This is a genomic window from Gordonia sp. 11cp (assembly GCF_057767225.1).
The window spans coordinates 5,406,691-5,424,353 of the sequence record NZ_CM173437.1 but is presented as its reverse complement, the minus strand read 5'-3'; the positions used below and the strand labels follow the sequence as shown (position 1 = coordinate 5,424,353).

The following is a 17,663-nucleotide window of genomic DNA, read 5'->3' as shown; positions in this document are numbered from 1 at the left end:
GTGCTCGCAACCGGGCACACGCTGCCCCGTGCGCGGCGGTCCGTCAACCGTCGTGCTCGGTGAGATTCGGCACCGTGCCGAGGCATCGACGGACACCTAGTCTCGGAGGAGTCGGGGTGTTTTGCCCGTTTCTCGAGAGGTTCAGATGAGTACACCTGCCCTGCCCGCCCTGGTCGATGTCGCCTGGTTGCGGGAACGTCTGGATGACCCCTCGCTGGTCATCGTCGACGCGACCACCCACCTCCCCATTCCGAAGGAGGGACCGTACGTCCCGCAGTCGGGTGTGGAGTCCTATCGCGCGGAACACATCCCGGGCGCGGTGTTCGCCGACCTGCTCACCGACTTCGCCGACGCCGCGAGCGCCGAACCCTGGACGGTCCCGTCGTCGGAACAGTTCGCCTCTGCGGCTTCGGCATTGGGCATCGGCGACGGAGCCACCGTCGTGGTCTACGACCAGCTCGAGGGATTCTGGGCCACGCGTTTCTGGTGGCACCTGCGCCTCGAGGGATTCGACGCCGTGACCGTGCTCGACGGCGGGCTGCAGGCATGGAAGGCCGCCGGTGAGCCGGTGACCGATGCCGAGTCGACCGCCACTCCGCGCAGCTTCAGCGGGACGCGCCGCCCCGAACTCCTGCGGTCGACCGCCGATATCGCTGCGTCGCTGGATGATCCGTCGACTCTGCTGGTCAACGTTCTCGACGAGGCGACCTATCGCGGCGAAACCACCACGTACGCGCGCCAGGGTCACATCCCCGGGTCGGTGAATCTGCCGGTGTTCTCGATCCGCAACGCCGAGACCGGCGATCTTCGACCCCTCGACGAATTGCGCCGGGAATTCGAGGCGGCCGGGTTGCTGGCCGACGACACCAAGGTCGTGACCTACTGCGGCGGCGGGATCGCGGCTACCGGAATCGCCCATGCACTCGCGCTCGTCGGTCGCGACGATGTCGCGGTGTACGACGGATCGATGACCGCCTGGGCCAACGACCCATCGCTCCCGCTGGTCACCGGATCCGAGCCTCGCTGACGACGCCTCTGCTCCCTGGGGTGCCTCAGGGAGCAGAGCGCACGTCTCAGCCGACGGTGATCGCGTCCAGGCGCTGCCTGATGAAGTCCCCCGAGACCACCGGCTCGAGTCCGGCGCGGCGCCCGACAGGCGGGGCGAGGGGAGAGATGAGCGCGTCGTGGTCGAGCTCGTAGAAGAAGATCAGCGAGACGAGGTCCTCGGCCGGTGCGTCGGATTGCGGTGGGAGGACGCGGTGCCGACCCGCGGGCCAGCGTCCGGCCGACCAGTATTCGAGGATGTCGCCGATGTTGACGGTCAGGGCCTCGGGGTTCCACGGCGCGTCGGCCCAGCCGGACTGCTCGCTGTAGACCTGTAACCCACCGGCGCCCGGCTCACGGTCGAGAATGGTGACGGTGCCGAAGTCGGTGTGCGGTCCGATGCGGAACTGGCCGGGTTCAGGATGTCCGACGTCGTGCAGCGGCGGGTAGTGGTTGATGTTGGACGACCACGTCGGGTTCGACGCGAGGTTCCGGAACGGGTTGTCCGGACCGGCGAGGCCGAGCGCGGCGGCCATCAGCCCGAGCAGGTCATCGGACAGTTTCCTCATCTGAGAAGTCCACGCGGTGAACAGTTCCCGGAGTTCGGGTGTCTCGTCCGGCCACACGTCCGGAGCGAACCAGTACTCGTCGATCTCGGATGTGCCCACCGGTGTCTGCGCGCCGGAGGTGAACGATTCCTTGAGATCCGGCGGAGTCTCGGTGCCCTCGGAGAAGCCGTTGGCCTCCTTGCCCGGTCCGATCCAGCCGCGACCGCCGACGCCGACGGAGTACTTGGTCTTCACGTCGGTGGGGAGAGCGAAGAAGCGTCGGGCCGCCGCGCGAAGGGACCGCGGCAACTCGGGATCGAGCCCGTGCCCGGTGACGAGGAGGAACCCGGCGCGCTGCAGTGACTCGTCGACGGCGGCGCACACCCGTTGTGCGGCAGCTCCTCCGGAGTGCCACTCGCTGAGGTCGACGGTGAGGACGGGGCTGTCGGTCATGCCTTCCGCTCCGTCGCATCGGCGGGAGCGATCCCGATGTCCTCGTTCCACACCGCGGGATTCGCCGCGATGTACGACGACATCATCGTCGTGCATCGCTCGTCGTCGAGCACGATGACCTCGGTCCCGTGATCGCGCAGCCAGTCCTCACCGCCGTAGAAGGAGGTGTGCTCGCCGATGACCACCGTGCCGATGCCGAACTGACGGATGAGACCCGAGCAGTACCAGCACGGCGACAGGGTGGTCACCATGATCGTCGAGGCGTAGTCCTGCTGCCGCCCTGCGGCGCGGAACGCATCCGTCTCACCGTGTGCCGACGGGTCGTCGGCCTGCACACGCCGATTGTGGCCCGCGCCGAGCACGGTTCCGTCCGCGGCGAAGAGGGCCGCGCCGATCGGGATGCCGCCCTCGGCGAGGCCCTGACGTGCCTGCTGGTAGGCGACATCGAGCATCTCGGAGAGGTCGAGACCGGCGCGGTCGGGGAGCGAGAGCGTCATGCAGTCGAGAGTGCCGTGCGGCATCGGCAGCCGCAACTGACAGATCGTCGCCCTGCAGAGGACGTGGCCAGTGCATAGTGTCTCGGTTCATGACAACCGGCCGACACCCGACGAACACCGTCACGCCGACGCTGCGAGAGATCCTCGACAACGAGCTGGCCGCGGCCGAGCCACGGATTCTCAGCGGCCACGAGCACCTCGACGCGCCGGTGCGGTGGGTGCACTCGAGCGAGATCTACGAGATCGGACCGCTGCTCACCGGTGGCGAGCTGTTGTTGACGACGGGACTCGGGTTGCGTGGGCTCGACGCGGGAACCCGCAAACACTACGTCCAGGACCTCGCGCAGCGTGGCGTCGCGGCGGTGGCGATCGAGGTGGGCCGCACGTTCGAGAGCGTGCCCGAGGAGATGGTGAGGGCCGGCTCGGTGGCCCGGCTGCCGATCATCGAGTTGCGGGCAGTGGTCCCGTTCATCGATGTGTGCCGCGCGGTCAACACCTCGATCGCCGCGCGTGAGGTCGACGAACTGCGTCTTCGCTCCACGCTCGTCGACGCCCTACACGACGACCTGGCGGCGGGTGCCGGCGTCGCACCCATGCTCGGTCATCTCTCCGAGATCCTCGGTGCCCCGGTCGTTCTGGTGTCCACCTCCGACGCGCTGCTGTCCGCACACGGCGTCGACGACGACTCAGCGGCGTGGCGGATCGTCGACCGGGCCGTGGCCGAGGCCGTGGTCCTCAGCAAGGGGCGTCCGATGGCGCGGCTGGTCGTGGGCGAGCGTGCCGACGCCGGCCCGAATCCGTTCGCCGAGAGCCTGCTGCGCGCGGCTGCCGGTCCCGTGGCGGTCGGCCTGACCCGTACCGGTGTCCGCGGATCGGCCCTGGCCGCGCGGCTCGTCGAAGATCTCGTCGACGGCAGGCCCATGCGGCCCGCGGACCTGCGGACACGTTTGGCCGGCGCGGGGGTGTCCGTGGCGGGACCCACCGTGGTGGTGCCCCTGGCAGCCGAAGCTCCCGACCCGCGGATGGCCGACGCCGCGGTCGCCGGGGCCGCGCTGGATTCGGTGGCGCGCAGCATCGTCGACGCCACGGTGTATGCATTGGTCGCGGTGCCGGCCGGTGGCGGCCAGGGCACCCCCGATCCGGTCGACCGAGTGGTGTCGTCACTGGTACCACGGGGCAACCGGCTGCCAGGCGCCACCGTCGTGGTCGGAACTCCCTGCCGCCTGGACGATCTCGGGCCGGGCACGGATACGGCGGCCGTCCTCTCCGAGTCGCTGCGCCGGTGCGGGCGACAACTCGGTCTCGCGGCGTCGACCGCCGCTCGCCTCGGGACGGATCGCCGGGTGTTCACCTCTCGCGAACTGCTCGCCGACGATGCCGTCCGTATGCTCGACCCCGCGGTCCGCGCAGAGCTCCGGTCACTGGTGGAACCGCTGGTGTCCAACGATGAACGCTCGTCGTCCGACCTCGTCCGGACGCTGGCGGTGCATCTGTCGAACGGGTGCAGCGCGACTCGGTCGGCCGCGGCGCTGCACATCGGCAGGCAGAGTCTCTACCAGCGCATCGAGCGTATCCGCACGGTTCTGGGTTTCGACCCCACCGAACCGGCCGTGTACGCCTCGATGATGCTCGCGCTGCGATCGCTGACGGGTGACATTCACCAGTTGTAGTCGAGGAACTTGCCGTCGAAGGTCACGATCACCCGGTCGCCGTTCGGGTCCGGCCGGCGTTCGAAACCGATCTTGAAGTTGATCGCGCTCATGATGCCGTCACCGAATTCCTCGTGGATGAGTTCTTTGAGCGCGGGCCCGTAGACGGCGATCGCCTCGTGGAAGCGGTAGATGGTGGGATCGCTCGCCACGGCCTCGTCGGCCACACGTGTGGGCTGCTGACGCAGGCTCTCCGCGACGCCTTCGCCGAGACCCAGCAATTCCACGACGGCGGTGGCTTTCGCGGCCGGGACCGGGTGTTTGCCCAACAACGCCGCGACGGTCCAGACCAGGGGGGCGTCGATCTTCTCGGCGATCGTCGCCCAGGTGAGTCCCTGGCGTATCCGTGCGGCGTTGATCAGCTCTGCGGCATCGGCTTTCGGCATGATCGGGGTGGTCATCGTCATCTCCATCGATAGTGTTGGACCACATCCACATTGCCCATCGGCGCGCGCGGTGCCAAGTCGACGCAGCAACATTCGGCAGTGTTCACACGAACGACATGTGGTTCGGCGCCGCCGGCGTCATCTGAATTTCACACCGCGACGTGGTGGGAGTGAGGTCGGTGTAACAGGGCGACTCGTCGATGACACCGGACGGTCATGTGACCTCGGTTCCATGGGGCCCGACAAACTGAGGAATTCGAGGAGAACCACATGTCCTATGTGAAACCGTCCGAATTCGCGGTGAAGATGGTCGACGCCGGCGAGTCGAAGGCGTTCATGTCCACCCGCGACACTCTGATCAGAGCATTCATGGCCGGCGCGATCCTGGCTCTGGCCGCGGCGTTCGCGGTGACGGTCACGGTGCGAACCGGTGAGCCGCTGCTGGGGGCAGTGCTGTTCCCGGTCGGGTTCATCCTGCTCTACCTGATGGGATTCGACCTGCTCACGGGTGTGTTCACGCTGGTGCCGCTGGCATTGCTCGACAAACGTCGAGGTGTGACCGTCCGGTCGATGCTGCGCAACTGGGGCCTGGTGTTCGTCGGGAACTTCCTCGGCGCCATCCTGGTCGCGGTGATGATGGCGGTCATCCTCACCTATGGGTTCAGCGTCGCACCCGACGAAGTGGGGCAGCAGCTCGGCGAGATCGGGCACAGCCGCACCGTCGGGTACGCCGAGCACGGGGCGGCCGGCATGCTGACGCTGTTCATCCGCGGTGTGCTGTGCAACTGGATGGTGTCCACGGGCGTCGTCGCCGCTTTGATGTCGACGTCGCTGCCCGGCAAGGTCATCGGTATGTGGATGCCGATCATGCTGTTCTTCTACATGGGCTTCGAGCACTCGATCGTCAACATGTTCCTCTTCCCGTCGGGTCTGATGATGGGTGGCGACTTCTCCATCGCCGACTATCTCGTGTGGAACGAGATCCCCACGGTGATCGGCAATCTCGTCGGCGGACTCACCTTCGTCGGGCTGACGCTGTACCTGACGCATGTCCGGACCGCCCCGGATCGTCGACCTCCCGCCCACGATGCGACGACCGAGGTCGACGTGGCTGCGCCGGTTCGTACGACCACCTAGTCCTTCATCGCCAGGGTCAGGCGGCTGTCACCGAATCCGGCTCCGAAGGATTCTCCTGCAGGGCGCGTGCGTACCAGGCGCCCAGTCCGAGGAGGATGAGTCCGGTCACGATGAACACGATGACGCGGAAGATGCCGTCGAGGGTCGCCAGGTCGAACAGGAACAGCTTGGCGATCGCCGCGGCGACGAGGACCAGGCCTCCGGTGACCGCGGCGGTGCGAGCCGCGCCGTTGCGATGTCGGGCATATGCGAGCGCCGCGCCGGCGAGCACCATCCAGCAGGTGGTTGCCAGAACATGTCCGGCCAGGAATCCGTCTGGCCCACCGATGAGGACACCTGCGGTCACACTGATCACGGTGAGCGCATAGACGACGACCATCCCGGCGGCGATGTGGGCTGCGCGAGAAAGCGCCTCGTCGGTGAGGCGCACCCACCCCGCAGCCAGGACGAGCGCTCCAGCAGCCGCGAACAGGCTCGCGACAACGATCTCCAGGTTCGCATCGCGTCCGATCAGGTCGGCGTCGGCGAGCACGTACGGAGGCGCCGCGTGGAGCAGGGCCGCGAAACCGATCGCCCAGATGACCGAGCTGCCGGCGAGAAGCACACGCGAGGTCGTCGACCACGTCCGTGCCACGAGACCGGTCACCGTGGCCAATCCCAGCAGTACGGCGACCGCCACCGTGCCGTCGAAGGTCTCGAGGACCGCGACGAACAGCAGGAGAAGTGCGGTGGCGGACCAGATCTGGGCGACGGTGTCGGGCACGAACCGGGCGCGGGTGCCCGAGAGTGCCGAACCGATCAGCACGGTGCCGATGAGCGCGAGGGCGATGGAGGCCTGGAGGATGACCGCGCCCGGCAGATGCATCGCCGAACCGGCGAACAGTGCCGGGATGGTGGTCGCACTCGCCAGGCCCGCCATCGCTTCGGGGAACGCCGTGGTGGGCATGGCCAGCAGGGCGCCGCCGACTGCCAGCACGACGACCACGACGACCGCTGTCGCGAAGACCGGGTCGGAGCCCCCGGGCGCACCCCATCCGACGAGGCCGGAGAGGCCGACCAGGGTGAGCGGGATCGTCGGGGCGGCCAACCGCACCGCGTGCAACCAGATCCAGTCGCGACCGAGCTGGACCCACGCCGACGCGGCGCAGAGCACCACCATGAACGCGATCAGGGTCGTGTCCAGTCCACCGGTGAGGACCGGTGCCAGGACGATGAGTGGCACCACGACCAACAGACCCAGGTGTTCGCTGCGCCACCGGTGGGCCAGCACGAGACCACCCGCCGCGACGAGGCCGGCGACGCCGAGGCCCGGGACGATCGGTAGCCACTCGTAGATCTTCGTCGCGGCGAGGACATCGAGGTAGCCGGTTGCGATTCCCGTGGCGGTCAGGGCAATGGCACCGATCCGACCGTCGGTGCGGCCGTGCAGCCACATTCCGCCGGCGACGAGTGCGGCGGCGAGCACCGCGCCGCCGGCGACGCGAAATTCCGGACGGAGGATTCCGGCCTGCGCGGCCAGGACGAGGAGCAGTGCGACACCGATGAGGGTCACGCCCACGCCGGCGGTGGCGAGGATCTTGCCGATGAGCCCGCGTTCGGCAGCCGCGCCGATACGGTCGGACATCGACGGTGCGGGTGGTCGAGGCGGCGGGGCGGCCGACGGTCCGGGCGGTCGGTACGACGGTATGGTCGTCGGACGAGGCATCTGCGGTGACACCGCGGCGCCCGCCGGATTCGGGGGAGCGGCCGGGGGCCGATGGGGTGGTGAGAACGGTGGCGCCGGCGGGGCCCACGCCGTCACCGTCGGCGGAGTGAAGCCGGGAGGCGGTGTCTGTATCTGCACCGATGGCCGGGGCGCGGGTCGCGGGGCGGTGCCCGTCTCGCGGGCGGGTTCGAGCGGCTCGGCGACGATGCGCCGTAGCTCTGCGAATTCGGCTGACACGGTGGACATCTGGCGCGCGATGGCGTCGAACTCGGTCGAGATCCGCGCGAGCGTGGCAGTACTCGGATCGCCGCCGAACATGCTGCTGGGAGAGGTCATGCTCCGACGATGACCGACCGCGTCCCGGCACGGATGAGTAGTCCTACCCAGACGGCGTGGGGACTTCGTGTGATCAGACGGGTGGGTGCTGTACCCGGGCGTTGTCCGGCTGACGCAGCGGTTCGTGGGCGGCGACCGCGGGCGGTTACTGTTGGGCCATGCCTGCGCAACGGGTGCGAATAGACAAGACCACACCGCAGGTCTATCGAAAGCTGATCGCGGTGTCGGCCGAGGTCGCCGCGGCCGCCGAAGCGATCGGGTTGAGCCGCTCGCTCGTCGAGCTGGTGAACCTGCGGTGCTCCCAACTCAACGGTTGCGCCTACTGCATGGATCTGCATGCGCAACTGGGCCGTTCCGCGGGTCTGTCGACGCAGCAGATCGACGTCATCGCGGGGTGGCGCGACGCGCCGGACCTGTTCGACGACGTCGAACAGGCCGCCCTGGAGATCGCCGAACTGGTCACCGAGCTGCCCGCGCACGACGCCGCCGACCTGGCCTACGACCGGGCCACAGACATCCTCGACACCGACCAGACCTCGGTGCTGATCTGGGCGGCGGTGACCATCAACGCGTTCAACCGCATGTCCATCGTGAGCGGTTATCGGCCCAGACCCGGACGGTCCCCGCGCAAGGCGGCGGCACCGTTCGCGAAAGACGCGAACGGCTAGCCGGCCGCCCGCACACGAACACGTCTGCGCCGACCCGCCGCCGCGTGGGGCATGATGTCACCCATGTCGAGGCCGAGGTCCATGTCGACCCCGCACTCCGGTCGGCTCGCTGTCGGCACCCTCGTGTTGCTCACAGTCCTCTACTTCGCACAGGGTCTGCCCTATGGCTTCTTCAGCCAGGCGATACCCGTCATCCTCCGTGAGGAGGGTTACTCGCTCACCCAGATCAGCGTCTACGGACTGCTGTTCGCGCCCTGGGGCCTGAAGTTCCTGTGGGCGCCCTACGTCGACGCCTACGGAACCCGGCGCAGATGGCTGCTGACCCTGCAGTTGTCGTCGGCAGTGGTCGCGCTCGTGCTGGCGTGCCTCGACCTGTCCGGGACCCTGGTGTGGTTGCTGGTGGGCATCGCGGTCATCAACCTGCTCTCGGCGACGCAGGACATCGCGACCGACGGCCTCGCCGTGTCGATGCTCGAGCCGCGTCAACGTGGTCTGGGCAACGGAATCCAGGTGGGCGCCTACCGGATCGGCATGATCGCCGGGGGCGGCGGCCTGCTCTGGCTGTTCTCACTCGCCGGGTGGCGTGCCCTCTTCGTCGTGATGTCGGTGCTGCTGTTCGCGGTCACCGTCGGGGTGTGGTTTCTCGCCTGTGAACCCGGGCCGCGAGCCGGCGATGGACCGTCGGCGTCACCGACGCCGGTGTCGCCGCGTTTGTTGCTGACGGGGTGGTGGTCGCGGCTCCGACGCCCGGGCGTGATCGGTTTCATCCTCGTCGTCGGCGCGTTCAAATTCGGCAACTCGATGGCGTCGGCGCTGGTCGGGCCGTTCATGTCCGACATCGGACTCACGCTGGGACAGATCGCACTCGTCGAAGGTGCGCTGTCGTCGGCCGGGGCCCTCGGCGGGGCAGCCCTCGGCGGGTGGCTCGCCTACACCTACGGCCGGCGGCACGCGCTGCTCGTCGGCGGTGTCACCCAGACGCTCAGTCTCGGTCTGTATCTGGTGGCGTCGATGGGGGTCGGCGGTTTCTGGCTCGTGGTCACCGCCAGTCTCGCCGAGCACATCCTGGGTGGGGCGGCGACTGTCGCGGTCTTCACACTGATGATGGACGCGTGCCAGAAGGGCTACGAGGGCAGCGACTACACCCTGTTCGCCTGCGCCGTGGTCGGCGTACAAGGCGCTGCCGGGTTCGCCGCGGGGATCATCGGTGACCTGTTCGGGTTCCCGGCGATCTTCGCGAGCGGGCTGGTCCTGTCGGGTCTCGGGTGCCTCATCATGATCCGCGCCCTCGACCGCGGTCTCATGAAACGCCTAGAACCCGCGATTCCGTAGCGCGAGTGCGCTTTTGGCGCGCGTTGTCGCTACGGAATCCGGGTGGGGAGCAGGGTGGCCATCGCCTCGTCGACGACGCGGTCCAGATCGTCGCCCAGGCTGCCCGTCAAGAACTGCTGCACCAGTTCGGCCATCGCGCCGGTGAAGATCGCGGCTCGGACCCGACTGGTGAGCGGGTCGGCGTCCCGGGCGTCGGCCTCGGCGAACGCCATGTCGCGGAGCATCGCCTGGGTGACGGCACGCCGTTGGGCAAGAACAGGATTGGTGACCCCGGCGGTGAACAACACGCGGCCGCGACGCGGATCCGAGGAGGCATGGCCCAGCACCGCACGGATTCCCGCGCGCGTGCGCGACCGGACCGAGGGATCCGCCTCGCCCATCGCCGCGGCGACCACCGTGCCGAGTTCCGCGGCGGTGGCGTCGTACACGGCGCCCAGCAGCTCGTCGGTGCCGGTGAAGCTCTCATAGAAGTACCGGGTGTTGAAGCCGCAGTGGCGACACACCGAGCGGACCGACAGTTCGGACTCGGCGCCGCCGCCCCCGAAGATGTCGAAGGCGGCCGCGATCAGGTCGGACCTACGCTCTGCGCGCCGGTCCGCGAGCGGCACGCCAGCCCAGCGGGTCGGTAGGGACATCGTCTCACCATAGTCGGCGGCGACCCGGCCGGGCCAGATCTGGTCACACCCGTAGCCAAAGAGCTAGTCTGGATACGACCGTCTCCAAAGGTCGCCCCGAGCGGAAGGTCTCCGATGACTGTGTCCATGGCTCCTCTCCGGTTGCCGTCCACCGACTGGGTACCCGTTCCGCTCCCGCACGAGTTCGTCGGTTCCTGGCTCAACGGCAAGTTCGACGCCCACGTGCGTGCGAAGTTCTTTCGCGGGATGGACTTCGAGAATCCCGCGGGGGACCCGGGCTGGTTCGGCCCGGACAGCGCGACCTGGTATGTCCACTCGCACACGCCCGCGCTGATCTTCGGCCTGCAGTGCGCGTCGTACCTCGAGCGCCTGGACCCGAGCATCTTCTGGATGGGCGTCCAGCACTCGCGACTGGTCCGGCGGCGCGAGGACGGTACCCCGACCCTGTCCATCGACCCCGACGGCGCCATGACCAGGCTTGGGCACTCGCTGGCTTTCTTCATGGGGACGGCATACGGCTCGACGGAGTCGGCGGAGCGATTGGCCCGGACGGTGCGCGCGATGCACCACACCATCAAGGGCGTCCGGCCCGACGGTGCGACCTACGACGCCGACGATCCGGCCTGGTTGCGATGGAACTACGCGACGGTGGTCTGGGGTATCGCGACCGCGCACGAGATCTATCACCCGAAGCCGCTGCGTGGCGACCAGCTCGACTGCTATTACCGGGAATTCGTACGGGTCGGTCATGCGCTCGGTGGTACCGACCTGCCAACGACCAAGGCCGACACCCTTGCCTGCCTTGCGGAGTATCTGCCGAAACTCGCACTGACACATGGCAATGCGATGGCGACCGGGTTGAACGTGCGCAACCCCGCCCAGGGTGCCGTGGACTGGGCGATCCGGGACACGATGCCTCGCTGGGCCAGGGAGCTGATCATGTACCGGGCGCCCAATCCGATCGAGCGGCGCGCCCGGCGGAGCGCGGTGTGGAGCATCATCAACTCCGCGCATCTGACGATGGGAGAGGCTCCCGAGTTCGCGGCCGCGTGCCGCCGTGTGGCGCCGGGAACCACCGTCCCGCACACCCTTCCCCGATATGAGCTCGGATCTGACCCCGAGCGTACCCGCGCCGAGATCGAGGCATCCTTCGCCCACTAGCGCCTGCGGGCCGTCGTGTCAAACCGGACCTCTCTGAATCATCAATGAAGGCAACAGAATTCGGCGACGCCCGGCCGCGGTGACGCATCCGGAAGCGGAAACATCGATTTCATCTCACGTCACGTCGGCGTAACAAAGTCAAAATACGTTTACCCCCCATACGCCAGATCGCAAGCTTCTTGCGGCGCGTATCTCATCGGGGGTCATGCGGTGACATGCCGCGTGTTCGTCGTGCCCCCACCTGAGTGGACCTGAGACGTAGTGAGAAAGGCTTCGCCGATGCCGTCTGTTCCGTTGCCGTCCGGCTCTTCGCCGACGGACACCCCGCCGCCCGCCACCACCCGCTCACGCCGGCGGCGGTACGGCATTCTCGTCCCCGCGGCCCTGTCCGCGGTGGCGCTGGTCCTCAGCGCGTGTGGCAGCTCGGCCAGCGATGAATCGGCGTCGAGTGCCGAATCGTGCGTCGACACCTCCGGTAGCACCATCAAGGTGGGGTCGCTGAACTCCTTGTCGGGAACGATGGCGATCTCCGAGGTCACCGTTCGCGACTCGATCAAACTCGCCGTCGACCAGATCAACGACAACGGCGGCGTCCTGGGCAAGCAGCTTCAGCTCATCGGCGAGGACGGCGCGTCCGAGCCGACGATCTTCGCGGAGAAAGCCGAGAAGCTGATCTCCAGTGACTGCGTCGCAGCGGTGTTCGGCGGCTGGACGTCATCGAGCCGCAAGGCGATGCTGCCCGTCTTCGAGGACAACAACTCGCTGCTGTACTACCCGGTGCAGTACGAGGGACTCGAATCGTCTCCGAACATCTTCTACACCGGTGCGACCACGAATCAGCAGATCGTGCCCGCGCTCGAATACCTGAAGGAAAAGGGCGTGAAGTCGCTCTACCTGGTGGGTAGCGACTACGTGTTCCCGCAGACGGCCAACCGGGTCATCAAGGCATACGCAGAGGCCAACGGCATCGAGATCAAGGGTGAGGACTACACCCCGCTCGGCTCGACGGACTTCTCGACCATCGTCAACAAGGTCCGTACCGCCGACGCCGACGCCGTGTTCAACACTCTCAACGGCGATTCCAACGTGGCGTTCTTCCGCGAGTACAAGAACGTTGGACTGACCCCGCAGGCCATGCCCGTCGTCTCGGTCTCCATCGCCGAAGAGGAAGTCGGCGGCATCGGTGTGGACAACATCGAGGGCCAGCTGGTCGCGTGGGACTACTACCAGACCGTCGACAACCCGGCGAACGCATCGTTCGTCCGTGATTACAAGGCCGCCTACGGCGCCAACAAGCCGACCTCCGATCCGATGGAGGCCGCCTACGTCTCGGTGTACCTGTGGAAGAACACCGTCGAGAAGGCCCAGTCCTTCGCGGTCGCGGACGTCCAGAAGGCCGCGGGTGGAGTCACTTTCGACGCCCCGGAGGGACTCGTCACGATCGACGGCGAGAACAACCACATCACCAAGACCGCGCGTATCGGTGAGATCCGCGGCGACGGACTGATCTACAGCGTGTGGGATTCGGGTCAGCCGATCGAGCCGGACCCCTACCTGAAGTCGTACCCGTGGGCCGAGGGCCTGAGCAACTGACACCGTCGACGACCCGTCCCGCGTCTCGCGACGTGGGACGGGTCGCGTACGGCCCCTCCCTGGAGTAAGCGGCGCACGCCGACGACGAACGGAAAGTCACGTGGAAACCGTTATCGGACAGCTCTTCACCGGGCTCAGTCTCGGTTCGATTCTGCTCCTCGCAGCTCTCGGCCTGTCTCTGACCTTCGGGCAGATGGGCGTGATCAACATGGCCCACGGGTCGTTCATCATGGCCGGGTCGTACACCGCCTACTCGGTGCAGGAGTACCTGATCTCCGATGCCGGGGTGTCCCTACTGGTCTCGCTCGTCATCGGCTTCCTGGTCGGCGGACTGATGGGGGTCCTGCTCGAGGTCACCCTGATCAAGCGCATGTACGACCGCCCCCTGGACACACTCCTCGTCACCTTCGGCGTGGGACTGATCCTCCAGCAACTCGCCCGAGACATCTTCGGCGCACCGGCGGTCGACGTGGTCGCGCCGTCGTGGTTGTCCGGCGGCGTCGACATCCTCGGCGCGGTCGTCCCCAAGACGCGTCTGTTCATCATGCTGCTCGCGATCGTGGCGGTGACCGCCATCGCGGTCACCATGAAGTACACGCCGATGGGCCGTCGTATCCGAGCCGTCGTCCAGCACCGCGATCTGGCCGAGACGAGCGGTATCTCCAGCCGTCGCACCGACATCACGACGTTCTTCATCGGGTCGGGACTGGCCGGCGTCGCGGGCGTGGCGCTGACTCTGATCGGCTCCACCAGTTCGAACACCGGGATGACGTACCTCATCGACGCATTCCTGGTGGTCGTCATCGGCGGTCTGGGCCAGATCAAGGGCGCGGTCATCGCGGCCATCGCCCTCGGTGTCCTGAACTCGTTCATCGAATACAACACGACGGCGTCGGTGGCGAAGGTCGCCGTGTTCGTCATCATCGTGATCTTCCTGCAGATCCGGCCGCAGGGTCTTTTCACGGTCCAGTCGAGGAGTCTTGTGTGAAGGACTATTTCAGCGGTTCCTGGAAGGTCTGGGCGGGGTTCGGGTTCGCCGCGATCCTGCTGTTCGCGGTCGCACCGGCCGTCTTGTCGGACTTCCGGCTCAACCTGCTCGGCAAGTTCCTGTGCTTCGGCATCGTCGCGGTCGGCATCGGCCTGGCGTGGGGACGCGGCGGCATGCTCACCCTGGGCCAGGGCGTGTACTTCGGTCTGGGTGCGTACATCATGGCGATGCACCTGAAGATCTCCGACGCCGAACTCCGCGGCGACGACGTGCCGGACTTCATGCAGATCGCCGGGATCACCGAGCTGCCCGGGTACTGGAAGCCCTTCGCCTCGCCCCTGGTGACGATCCTGGGCATCCTGCTGGTTCCCACGTTCCTGGCGATCCTGCTGGGCCTCGGTGTGTTCAAGCGGAGGGTCAAGGGCGCGTATTTCGCGATCCTGTCCCAGGCGCTGGCCGCGGCCTTCGCGATCCTGCTCATCGGTCAGCAGACCACCGGTGGCAGCAACGGGCTCAACCGCTTTCGCAGTTTCTTCGGTCTCGCGCTCAACGACCCGGTGAATCGGCAGCTGCTGTTCTTCATCACCGCGGCCATCCTGCTCGCCGTCGTCGCCATCACGCGTCAGCTGATGTACAGCCGATACGGCGAACTGCTGGTCGCCGTCCGCGACCAAGAGGAACGGGTCCGGTTCCTCGGCTACGACCCGGCCAACGTCAAGGTCGTCGCCTACGCCATCGCTGCGCTGTTCGCCAGCATCGCGGGCGCCATGTTCGTCCCCATCGTCGGCATCATCTCGCCCGCGGACGTCGGGATCGTGCCGTCGATCGCGTTCCTGATCGGCGTCGCGATCGGCGGGCGCACAACGCTTCTCGGTCCGGTCCTCGGCGCCATCGCGGTGGCCTGGGCGCAGACGAGTCTGTCGGAGAGTTTCCCGTCCGGGTGGACCTACGCCCAGGGCATCCTGTTCATCGTGGTCGTGGGCTTCTTCCCGGCCGGGCTGGCCGGGCTCGGGGCGCTGGTCAAGTGGCGTCGGAGAAGAACGCCGGACCCGACCCCGACCGGTGACATCGATGAGCACAGCGTCAGCAAGGTAGGAGCGTCGTCATGACCGAGACAGAATCGACGGTCGTCGAACACCCGCCGGTCGCCGGCGGCAATGCCGGAATGGACAGCGACTATCTCCAGGTGCGCGGTCTCAGTGTCGAGTTCGACGGCTTCAAGGCGGTCTCCGATGTCGACCTCACCCTGCTGCAGGGTGACCTTCGGTTCCTGATCGGACCGAACGGTGCCGGGAAGACCACGATCATCGACGCGATCACCGGTCTGGTGAAGCCGACCGGGTCGATCCAGAAGTCCGGTGTCGAACTCGTCGGCAAGAAGGTGCACCAGATCGCGCGTCTCGGTGTCGGCCGGACCTTCCAGACCGCCAGCGTCTTCGAGGAACTGAGTGTGCTGCAGAACCTCGACATCGCGGCGGGTGCCGGGCGCTCGGTGTGGACGATGCTGCGGCGTCGGCCGACGCAGATCCCCGACTCGATCGCCGAGGCGCTGGAGACCATCGGTCTGCAGGACCTCGCCGACACCCCGGCAGGCGTGCTCGCGCACGGCCAGAAACAGTGGCTCGAGATCGGGATGTTGCTGGTGCAGAACGCCTCGGTGCTCTTGCTGGACGAGCCGGTCGCCGGCATGAGCCATGAGGAGCGCGAGGAGACCGGGAACCTGTTGCGCCGCATCGGTGGTGAACGCACCGTGGTGGTCGTCGAACACGACATGGATTTCATGCGGTCCTTCGCGACCTCGGTGACGGTGCTCGCCCGCGGCCGGGTGCTCGCCGAGGGCACGGTGGCCGAGGTCCAGGCGAATCCGAAGGTCCAGGAGGTGTACCTCGGAACCGCCGCCGGCGGCGAGGAACTCGAGGAGATCGCCGCCGAGACCGACGCCGACGTGACGGGCACCTCCACGCAATCGACTCAGGACAAGGGCTGAATCATGCTGAAACTCTCCGGAGTCCACGCGGGCTACGGTCGTACCGAGGTGATCCACGGGGTCGACATCGAGGTACCCACCGACGGCGTCGTCGCGGTGATGGGACACAACGGCGCGGGGAAGACGACCCTGCTGCGCGCGGCCGTCGGACTCGTCAAGACGACCAAGGGGTCGATCACCTTCGACGGCGTCGACATCACCCGGGCGCGCCCCAGCGCCCGGGTGGGGCACGGCATCGCCTATGTGCCGCAGGGCCAGCAGAGTTTCGGGCACCTCACCACCGCCGAGAATCTGCAGGTCGTGGCCGACGGCCGCAAGCGCGGCAAGGAACTGGTAGCCGAGATGCTGGACATGTTCCCGGCACTCGAGGAACTGCTGGGACGACGCGCCGGTCTGTTGTCCGGAGGACAGCGTCAGCAGCTGGCGATCGCTCGCGCGCTCATCACCGAGCCGCGCATGCTGATCCTCGACGAGCCGACCGAGGGCATCCAGCCCTCGGTGGTCGCCGAGATCGAGCAGACCATCACCACGCTCACGCAGCGTGGCGGACTGGGAGTGCTCCTCGTCGAACAGCACATCGGTTTCGCACTCGAGGCGGCGCAGCGGTACTACGTGCTGGAGAGCGGACGCGTCACGTCGTCGGGTGACGGCGGCTCGGCTGCCGAAAGTGCTGTGCGCGAGGCGATGACGATCTAGTCGCCGGACGGTCAGTCCAGCCGGACCCCCACCTCCGAGGTGAGTTCGTGGGGCGGATGGAGGGGGAGTTGATCGCCGCTCCAGAATCGCCCGGGGTCGAACCAGTTGGAGTCCTTGGAGGCATCGAGGATGCCCATCTCGCGATAGGTGATCGCGACCACCTCGGCGCAGTAGGCGGCTTCGAGTCCGACGCCGTCGGTTTTCTGGCTGCGGCGCTGCTGCCGTTCGTCGCGTCGTTGACGGACCTTGCGGTCGAGGTAGGGGATGCCCCGGACGAGGTCGGTCGAGTTGGGCACCCGGCCACGAAACCACCGTCCGGCGAGGCGTGCGGTCGTCGGGAACGGGGTCCCGTCGAGTTCGGCGATCACCTTGAGCAGAGCGTTCTCCTGATCCGGGGTGACCTCGGGGGTGAGCTGACGAAACCAGCATGCCTGTTTGTAGCGGATCATCCACTGCTCCACGGCTTCGCGCGCGTCATGTAGCTGAACCCCGCGATGATTCGACCCGGTCCACACGTCGGTCAGCCGATCGCCGAGTTCGGCGTGCCAGAGCAGCGGCGGCAGGTCGTCGATGCACACCGCCATCGCGACATGGTTGACCGGCGCGTTGGTCAGGGTGCGGATGGCCCGATCCGGCCCGGAATGGCCTCGGAAGAGCCAGATGTCGCCGGTGCGGGTGGCGTCGAGCGCGTCGGTCAACGAGATCCCGGAGTCGGCGCGGTCTCGGCCGAAGAGAATTCTGCTGGTGGGCACGAGAGAAGGCTAATGCGTCCGCGTGCCGCGCGACCT

17 protein-coding genes are annotated in these 17,663 nt (G+C 67.3%); 11 read left to right on the top strand and 6 right to left on the bottom strand.

Features of this window, described 5'->3' with window-relative positions; translation table 11 throughout:
* Positions 1 to 145: 145 nt before the first annotated feature.
* Positions 146 to 1,027 carry a sulfurtransferase gene (locus tag AC3B6C_RS24360; RefSeq protein ID WP_488374423.1) on the top strand — a complete coding sequence of 294 codons (882 nt, stop codon included), beginning with the start codon at positions 146 to 148 and terminating at the stop codon, positions 1,025 to 1,027.
* A 46-nt stretch (positions 1,028 to 1,073) separates the two neighbouring features.
* Here the strand turns inward: AC3B6C_RS24360 and AC3B6C_RS24355 are convergent, their stop codons facing one another.
* Complete coding sequence (locus AC3B6C_RS24355) at positions 1,074 to 2,045, bottom strand: isopenicillin N synthase family dioxygenase (protein ID WP_488374422.1); 972 nt, start codon at positions 2,043 to 2,045, stop codon at positions 1,074 to 1,076.
* Positions 2,042 to 2,542: a nucleoside deaminase gene (locus AC3B6C_RS24350; protein WP_488374421.1), complete on the bottom strand. Its 501-nt coding sequence runs from the start codon at positions 2,540 to 2,542 to the stop codon at positions 2,042 to 2,044. Before AC3B6C_RS24350 ends, AC3B6C_RS24355 begins: the two co-directional genes overlap by 4 nt.
* Before the next feature lie 89 nt (positions 2,543 to 2,631).
* Between AC3B6C_RS24350 and AC3B6C_RS24345 the strand changes: the two genes are divergently transcribed.
* Complete coding sequence (locus AC3B6C_RS24345; protein ID WP_488374420.1) at positions 2,632 to 4,212, top strand: PucR family transcriptional regulator; 1,581 nt, start codon at positions 2,632 to 2,634, stop codon at positions 4,210 to 4,212.
* Here AC3B6C_RS24345 and cynS read toward each other — a convergent pair.
* Positions 4,200 to 4,652, bottom strand: coding sequence for a cyanase (gene cynS, locus AC3B6C_RS24340; protein ID WP_044508091.1), 453 nt, complete (start codon positions 4,650 to 4,652; stop codon positions 4,200 to 4,202). The two genes, AC3B6C_RS24345 and cynS, sit on opposite strands and share 13 nt — an antisense overlap.
* 255 nt (positions 4,653 to 4,907) lie before the next feature.
* Between cynS and AC3B6C_RS24335 the strand changes: the two genes are divergently transcribed.
* Positions 4,908 to 5,774 (top strand): formate/nitrite transporter family protein, encoded by an 867-nt coding sequence (locus tag AC3B6C_RS24335; protein ID WP_035717720.1) that lies wholly within the window; start codon positions 4,908 to 4,910, stop codon positions 5,772 to 5,774.
* 16 nt (positions 5,775 to 5,790) lie between these two features.
* On the opposite strand, the gene AC3B6C_RS24330 is transcribed toward AC3B6C_RS24335, so the two are convergent.
* Positions 5,791 to 7,815, bottom strand: coding sequence for a DUF2339 domain-containing protein (locus tag AC3B6C_RS24330; protein WP_488374419.1), 2,025 nt, complete (start codon positions 7,813 to 7,815; stop codon positions 5,791 to 5,793).
* Between the two features lie 158 nt (positions 7,816 to 7,973).
* Between AC3B6C_RS24330 and AC3B6C_RS24325 the strand changes: the two genes are divergently transcribed.
* Complete coding sequence (locus AC3B6C_RS24325; RefSeq protein ID WP_488374418.1) at positions 7,974 to 8,483, top strand: carboxymuconolactone decarboxylase family protein; 510 nt, start codon at positions 7,974 to 7,976, stop codon at positions 8,481 to 8,483.
* Between the two features lie 81 nt (positions 8,484 to 8,564).
* Entirely contained in the window at positions 8,565 to 9,815 is a 1,251-nt protein-coding gene (locus tag AC3B6C_RS24320) for an MFS transporter (RefSeq protein ID WP_488374417.1), read from the top strand.
* Between the two features lie 29 nt (positions 9,816 to 9,844).
* Here the strand turns inward: AC3B6C_RS24320 and AC3B6C_RS24315 are convergent, their stop codons facing one another.
* Complete coding sequence (locus AC3B6C_RS24315; protein ID WP_488374416.1) at positions 9,845 to 10,450, bottom strand: TetR/AcrR family transcriptional regulator; 606 nt, start codon at positions 10,448 to 10,450, stop codon at positions 9,845 to 9,847.
* A gap of 114 nt (positions 10,451 to 10,564) precedes the next feature.
* Here AC3B6C_RS24315 and AC3B6C_RS24310 point away from each other — a divergent pair, with 114 nt between their 5' ends.
* From AC3B6C_RS24310 to urtE, 6 genes are all read left to right on the top strand, one after another.
* On the top strand, positions 10,565 to 11,611 hold the full coding sequence (locus AC3B6C_RS24310) for an oxygenase MpaB family protein (protein ID WP_488374415.1): 1,047 nt from the start codon (positions 10,565 to 10,567) through the stop codon (positions 11,609 to 11,611).
* Between the two features lie 279 nt (positions 11,612 to 11,890).
* Positions 11,891 to 13,204, top strand: coding sequence for an urea ABC transporter substrate-binding protein (gene urtA / locus AC3B6C_RS24305; RefSeq protein ID WP_014927625.1), 1,314 nt, complete (start codon positions 11,891 to 11,893; stop codon positions 13,202 to 13,204).
* Between the two features lie 100 nt (positions 13,205 to 13,304).
* The gene (gene urtB, locus AC3B6C_RS24300) at positions 13,305 to 14,192 is read left to right on the top strand and encodes an urea ABC transporter permease subunit UrtB (protein WP_010843391.1); all 888 of its coding nucleotides are present in this window, start codon (positions 13,305 to 13,307) and stop codon (positions 14,190 to 14,192) included.
* The gene (gene urtC / locus AC3B6C_RS24295; protein ID WP_014927624.1) at positions 14,189 to 15,301 is read left to right on the top strand and encodes an urea ABC transporter permease subunit UrtC; all 1,113 of its coding nucleotides are present in this window, start codon (positions 14,189 to 14,191) and stop codon (positions 15,299 to 15,301) included. Before urtB ends, urtC begins: the two co-directional genes overlap by 4 nt.
* Positions 15,298 to 16,179, top strand: a complete 882-nt coding sequence (gene urtD / locus AC3B6C_RS24290) for an urea ABC transporter ATP-binding protein UrtD (protein ID WP_488374414.1) — start codon at positions 15,298 to 15,300, stop codon at positions 16,177 to 16,179. Before urtC ends, urtD begins: the two co-directional genes overlap by 4 nt.
* Positions 16,180 to 16,182: 3 nt before the next feature.
* The gene (gene urtE, locus AC3B6C_RS24285; RefSeq protein WP_488374413.1) at positions 16,183 to 16,875 is read left to right on the top strand and encodes an urea ABC transporter ATP-binding subunit UrtE; all 693 of its coding nucleotides are present in this window, start codon (positions 16,183 to 16,185) and stop codon (positions 16,873 to 16,875) included.
* An 11-nt stretch (positions 16,876 to 16,886) separates the two neighbouring features.
* On the opposite strand, the gene AC3B6C_RS24280 is transcribed toward urtE, so the two are convergent.
* On the bottom strand, positions 16,887 to 17,627 hold the full coding sequence (locus AC3B6C_RS24280) for a guanylate cyclase (RefSeq protein ID WP_488374412.1): 741 nt from the start codon (positions 17,625 to 17,627) through the stop codon (positions 16,887 to 16,889).
* Positions 17,628 to 17,663: the final 36 nt, after the last annotated feature.

What these genes read in the sequence shown, in the direction of transcription:
- AC3B6C_RS24360 (WP_488374423.1), top strand. Translation starts at nt 146, where the DNA reads ATGAGTACACCTGCCCTGCCCGCCCTGGTCGATGTCGCCTGGTTGCGG.
- AC3B6C_RS24355 (WP_488374422.1), bottom strand. Translation starts at nt 2,045, where the DNA reads ATGACCGACAGCCCCGTCCTCACCGTCGACCTCAGCGAGTGGCACTCC.
- AC3B6C_RS24350 (WP_488374421.1), bottom strand. Translation starts at nt 2,542, where the DNA reads ATGACGCTCTCGCTCCCCGACCGCGCCGGTCTCGACCTCTCCGAGATG.
- AC3B6C_RS24345 (WP_488374420.1), top strand. Translation starts at nt 2,632, where the DNA reads ATGACAACCGGCCGACACCCGACGAACACCGTCACGCCGACGCTGCGA.
- cynS (WP_044508091.1), bottom strand. Translation starts at nt 4,652, where the DNA reads ATGACCACCCCGATCATGCCGAAAGCCGATGCCGCAGAGCTGATCAAC.
- AC3B6C_RS24335 (WP_035717720.1), top strand. Translation starts at nt 4,908, where the DNA reads ATGTCCTATGTGAAACCGTCCGAATTCGCGGTGAAGATGGTCGACGCC.
- AC3B6C_RS24330 (WP_488374419.1), bottom strand. Translation starts at nt 7,815, where the DNA reads ATGACCTCTCCCAGCAGCATGTTCGGCGGCGATCCGAGTACTGCCACG.
- AC3B6C_RS24325 (WP_488374418.1), top strand. Translation starts at nt 7,974, where the DNA reads ATGCCTGCGCAACGGGTGCGAATAGACAAGACCACACCGCAGGTCTAT.
- AC3B6C_RS24320 (WP_488374417.1), top strand. Translation starts at nt 8,565, where the DNA reads ATGTCGACCCCGCACTCCGGTCGGCTCGCTGTCGGCACCCTCGTGTTG.
- AC3B6C_RS24315 (WP_488374416.1), bottom strand. Translation starts at nt 10,450, where the DNA reads ATGTCCCTACCGACCCGCTGGGCTGGCGTGCCGCTCGCGGACCGGCGC.
- AC3B6C_RS24310 (WP_488374415.1), top strand. Translation starts at nt 10,565, where the DNA reads ATGACTGTGTCCATGGCTCCTCTCCGGTTGCCGTCCACCGACTGGGTA.
- urtA (WP_014927625.1), top strand. Translation starts at nt 11,891, where the DNA reads ATGCCGTCTGTTCCGTTGCCGTCCGGCTCTTCGCCGACGGACACCCCG.
- urtD (WP_488374414.1), top strand. Translation starts at nt 15,298, where the DNA reads ATGACCGAGACAGAATCGACGGTCGTCGAACACCCGCCGGTCGCCGGC.
- urtE (WP_488374413.1), top strand. Translation starts at nt 16,183, where the DNA reads ATGCTGAAACTCTCCGGAGTCCACGCGGGCTACGGTCGTACCGAGGTG.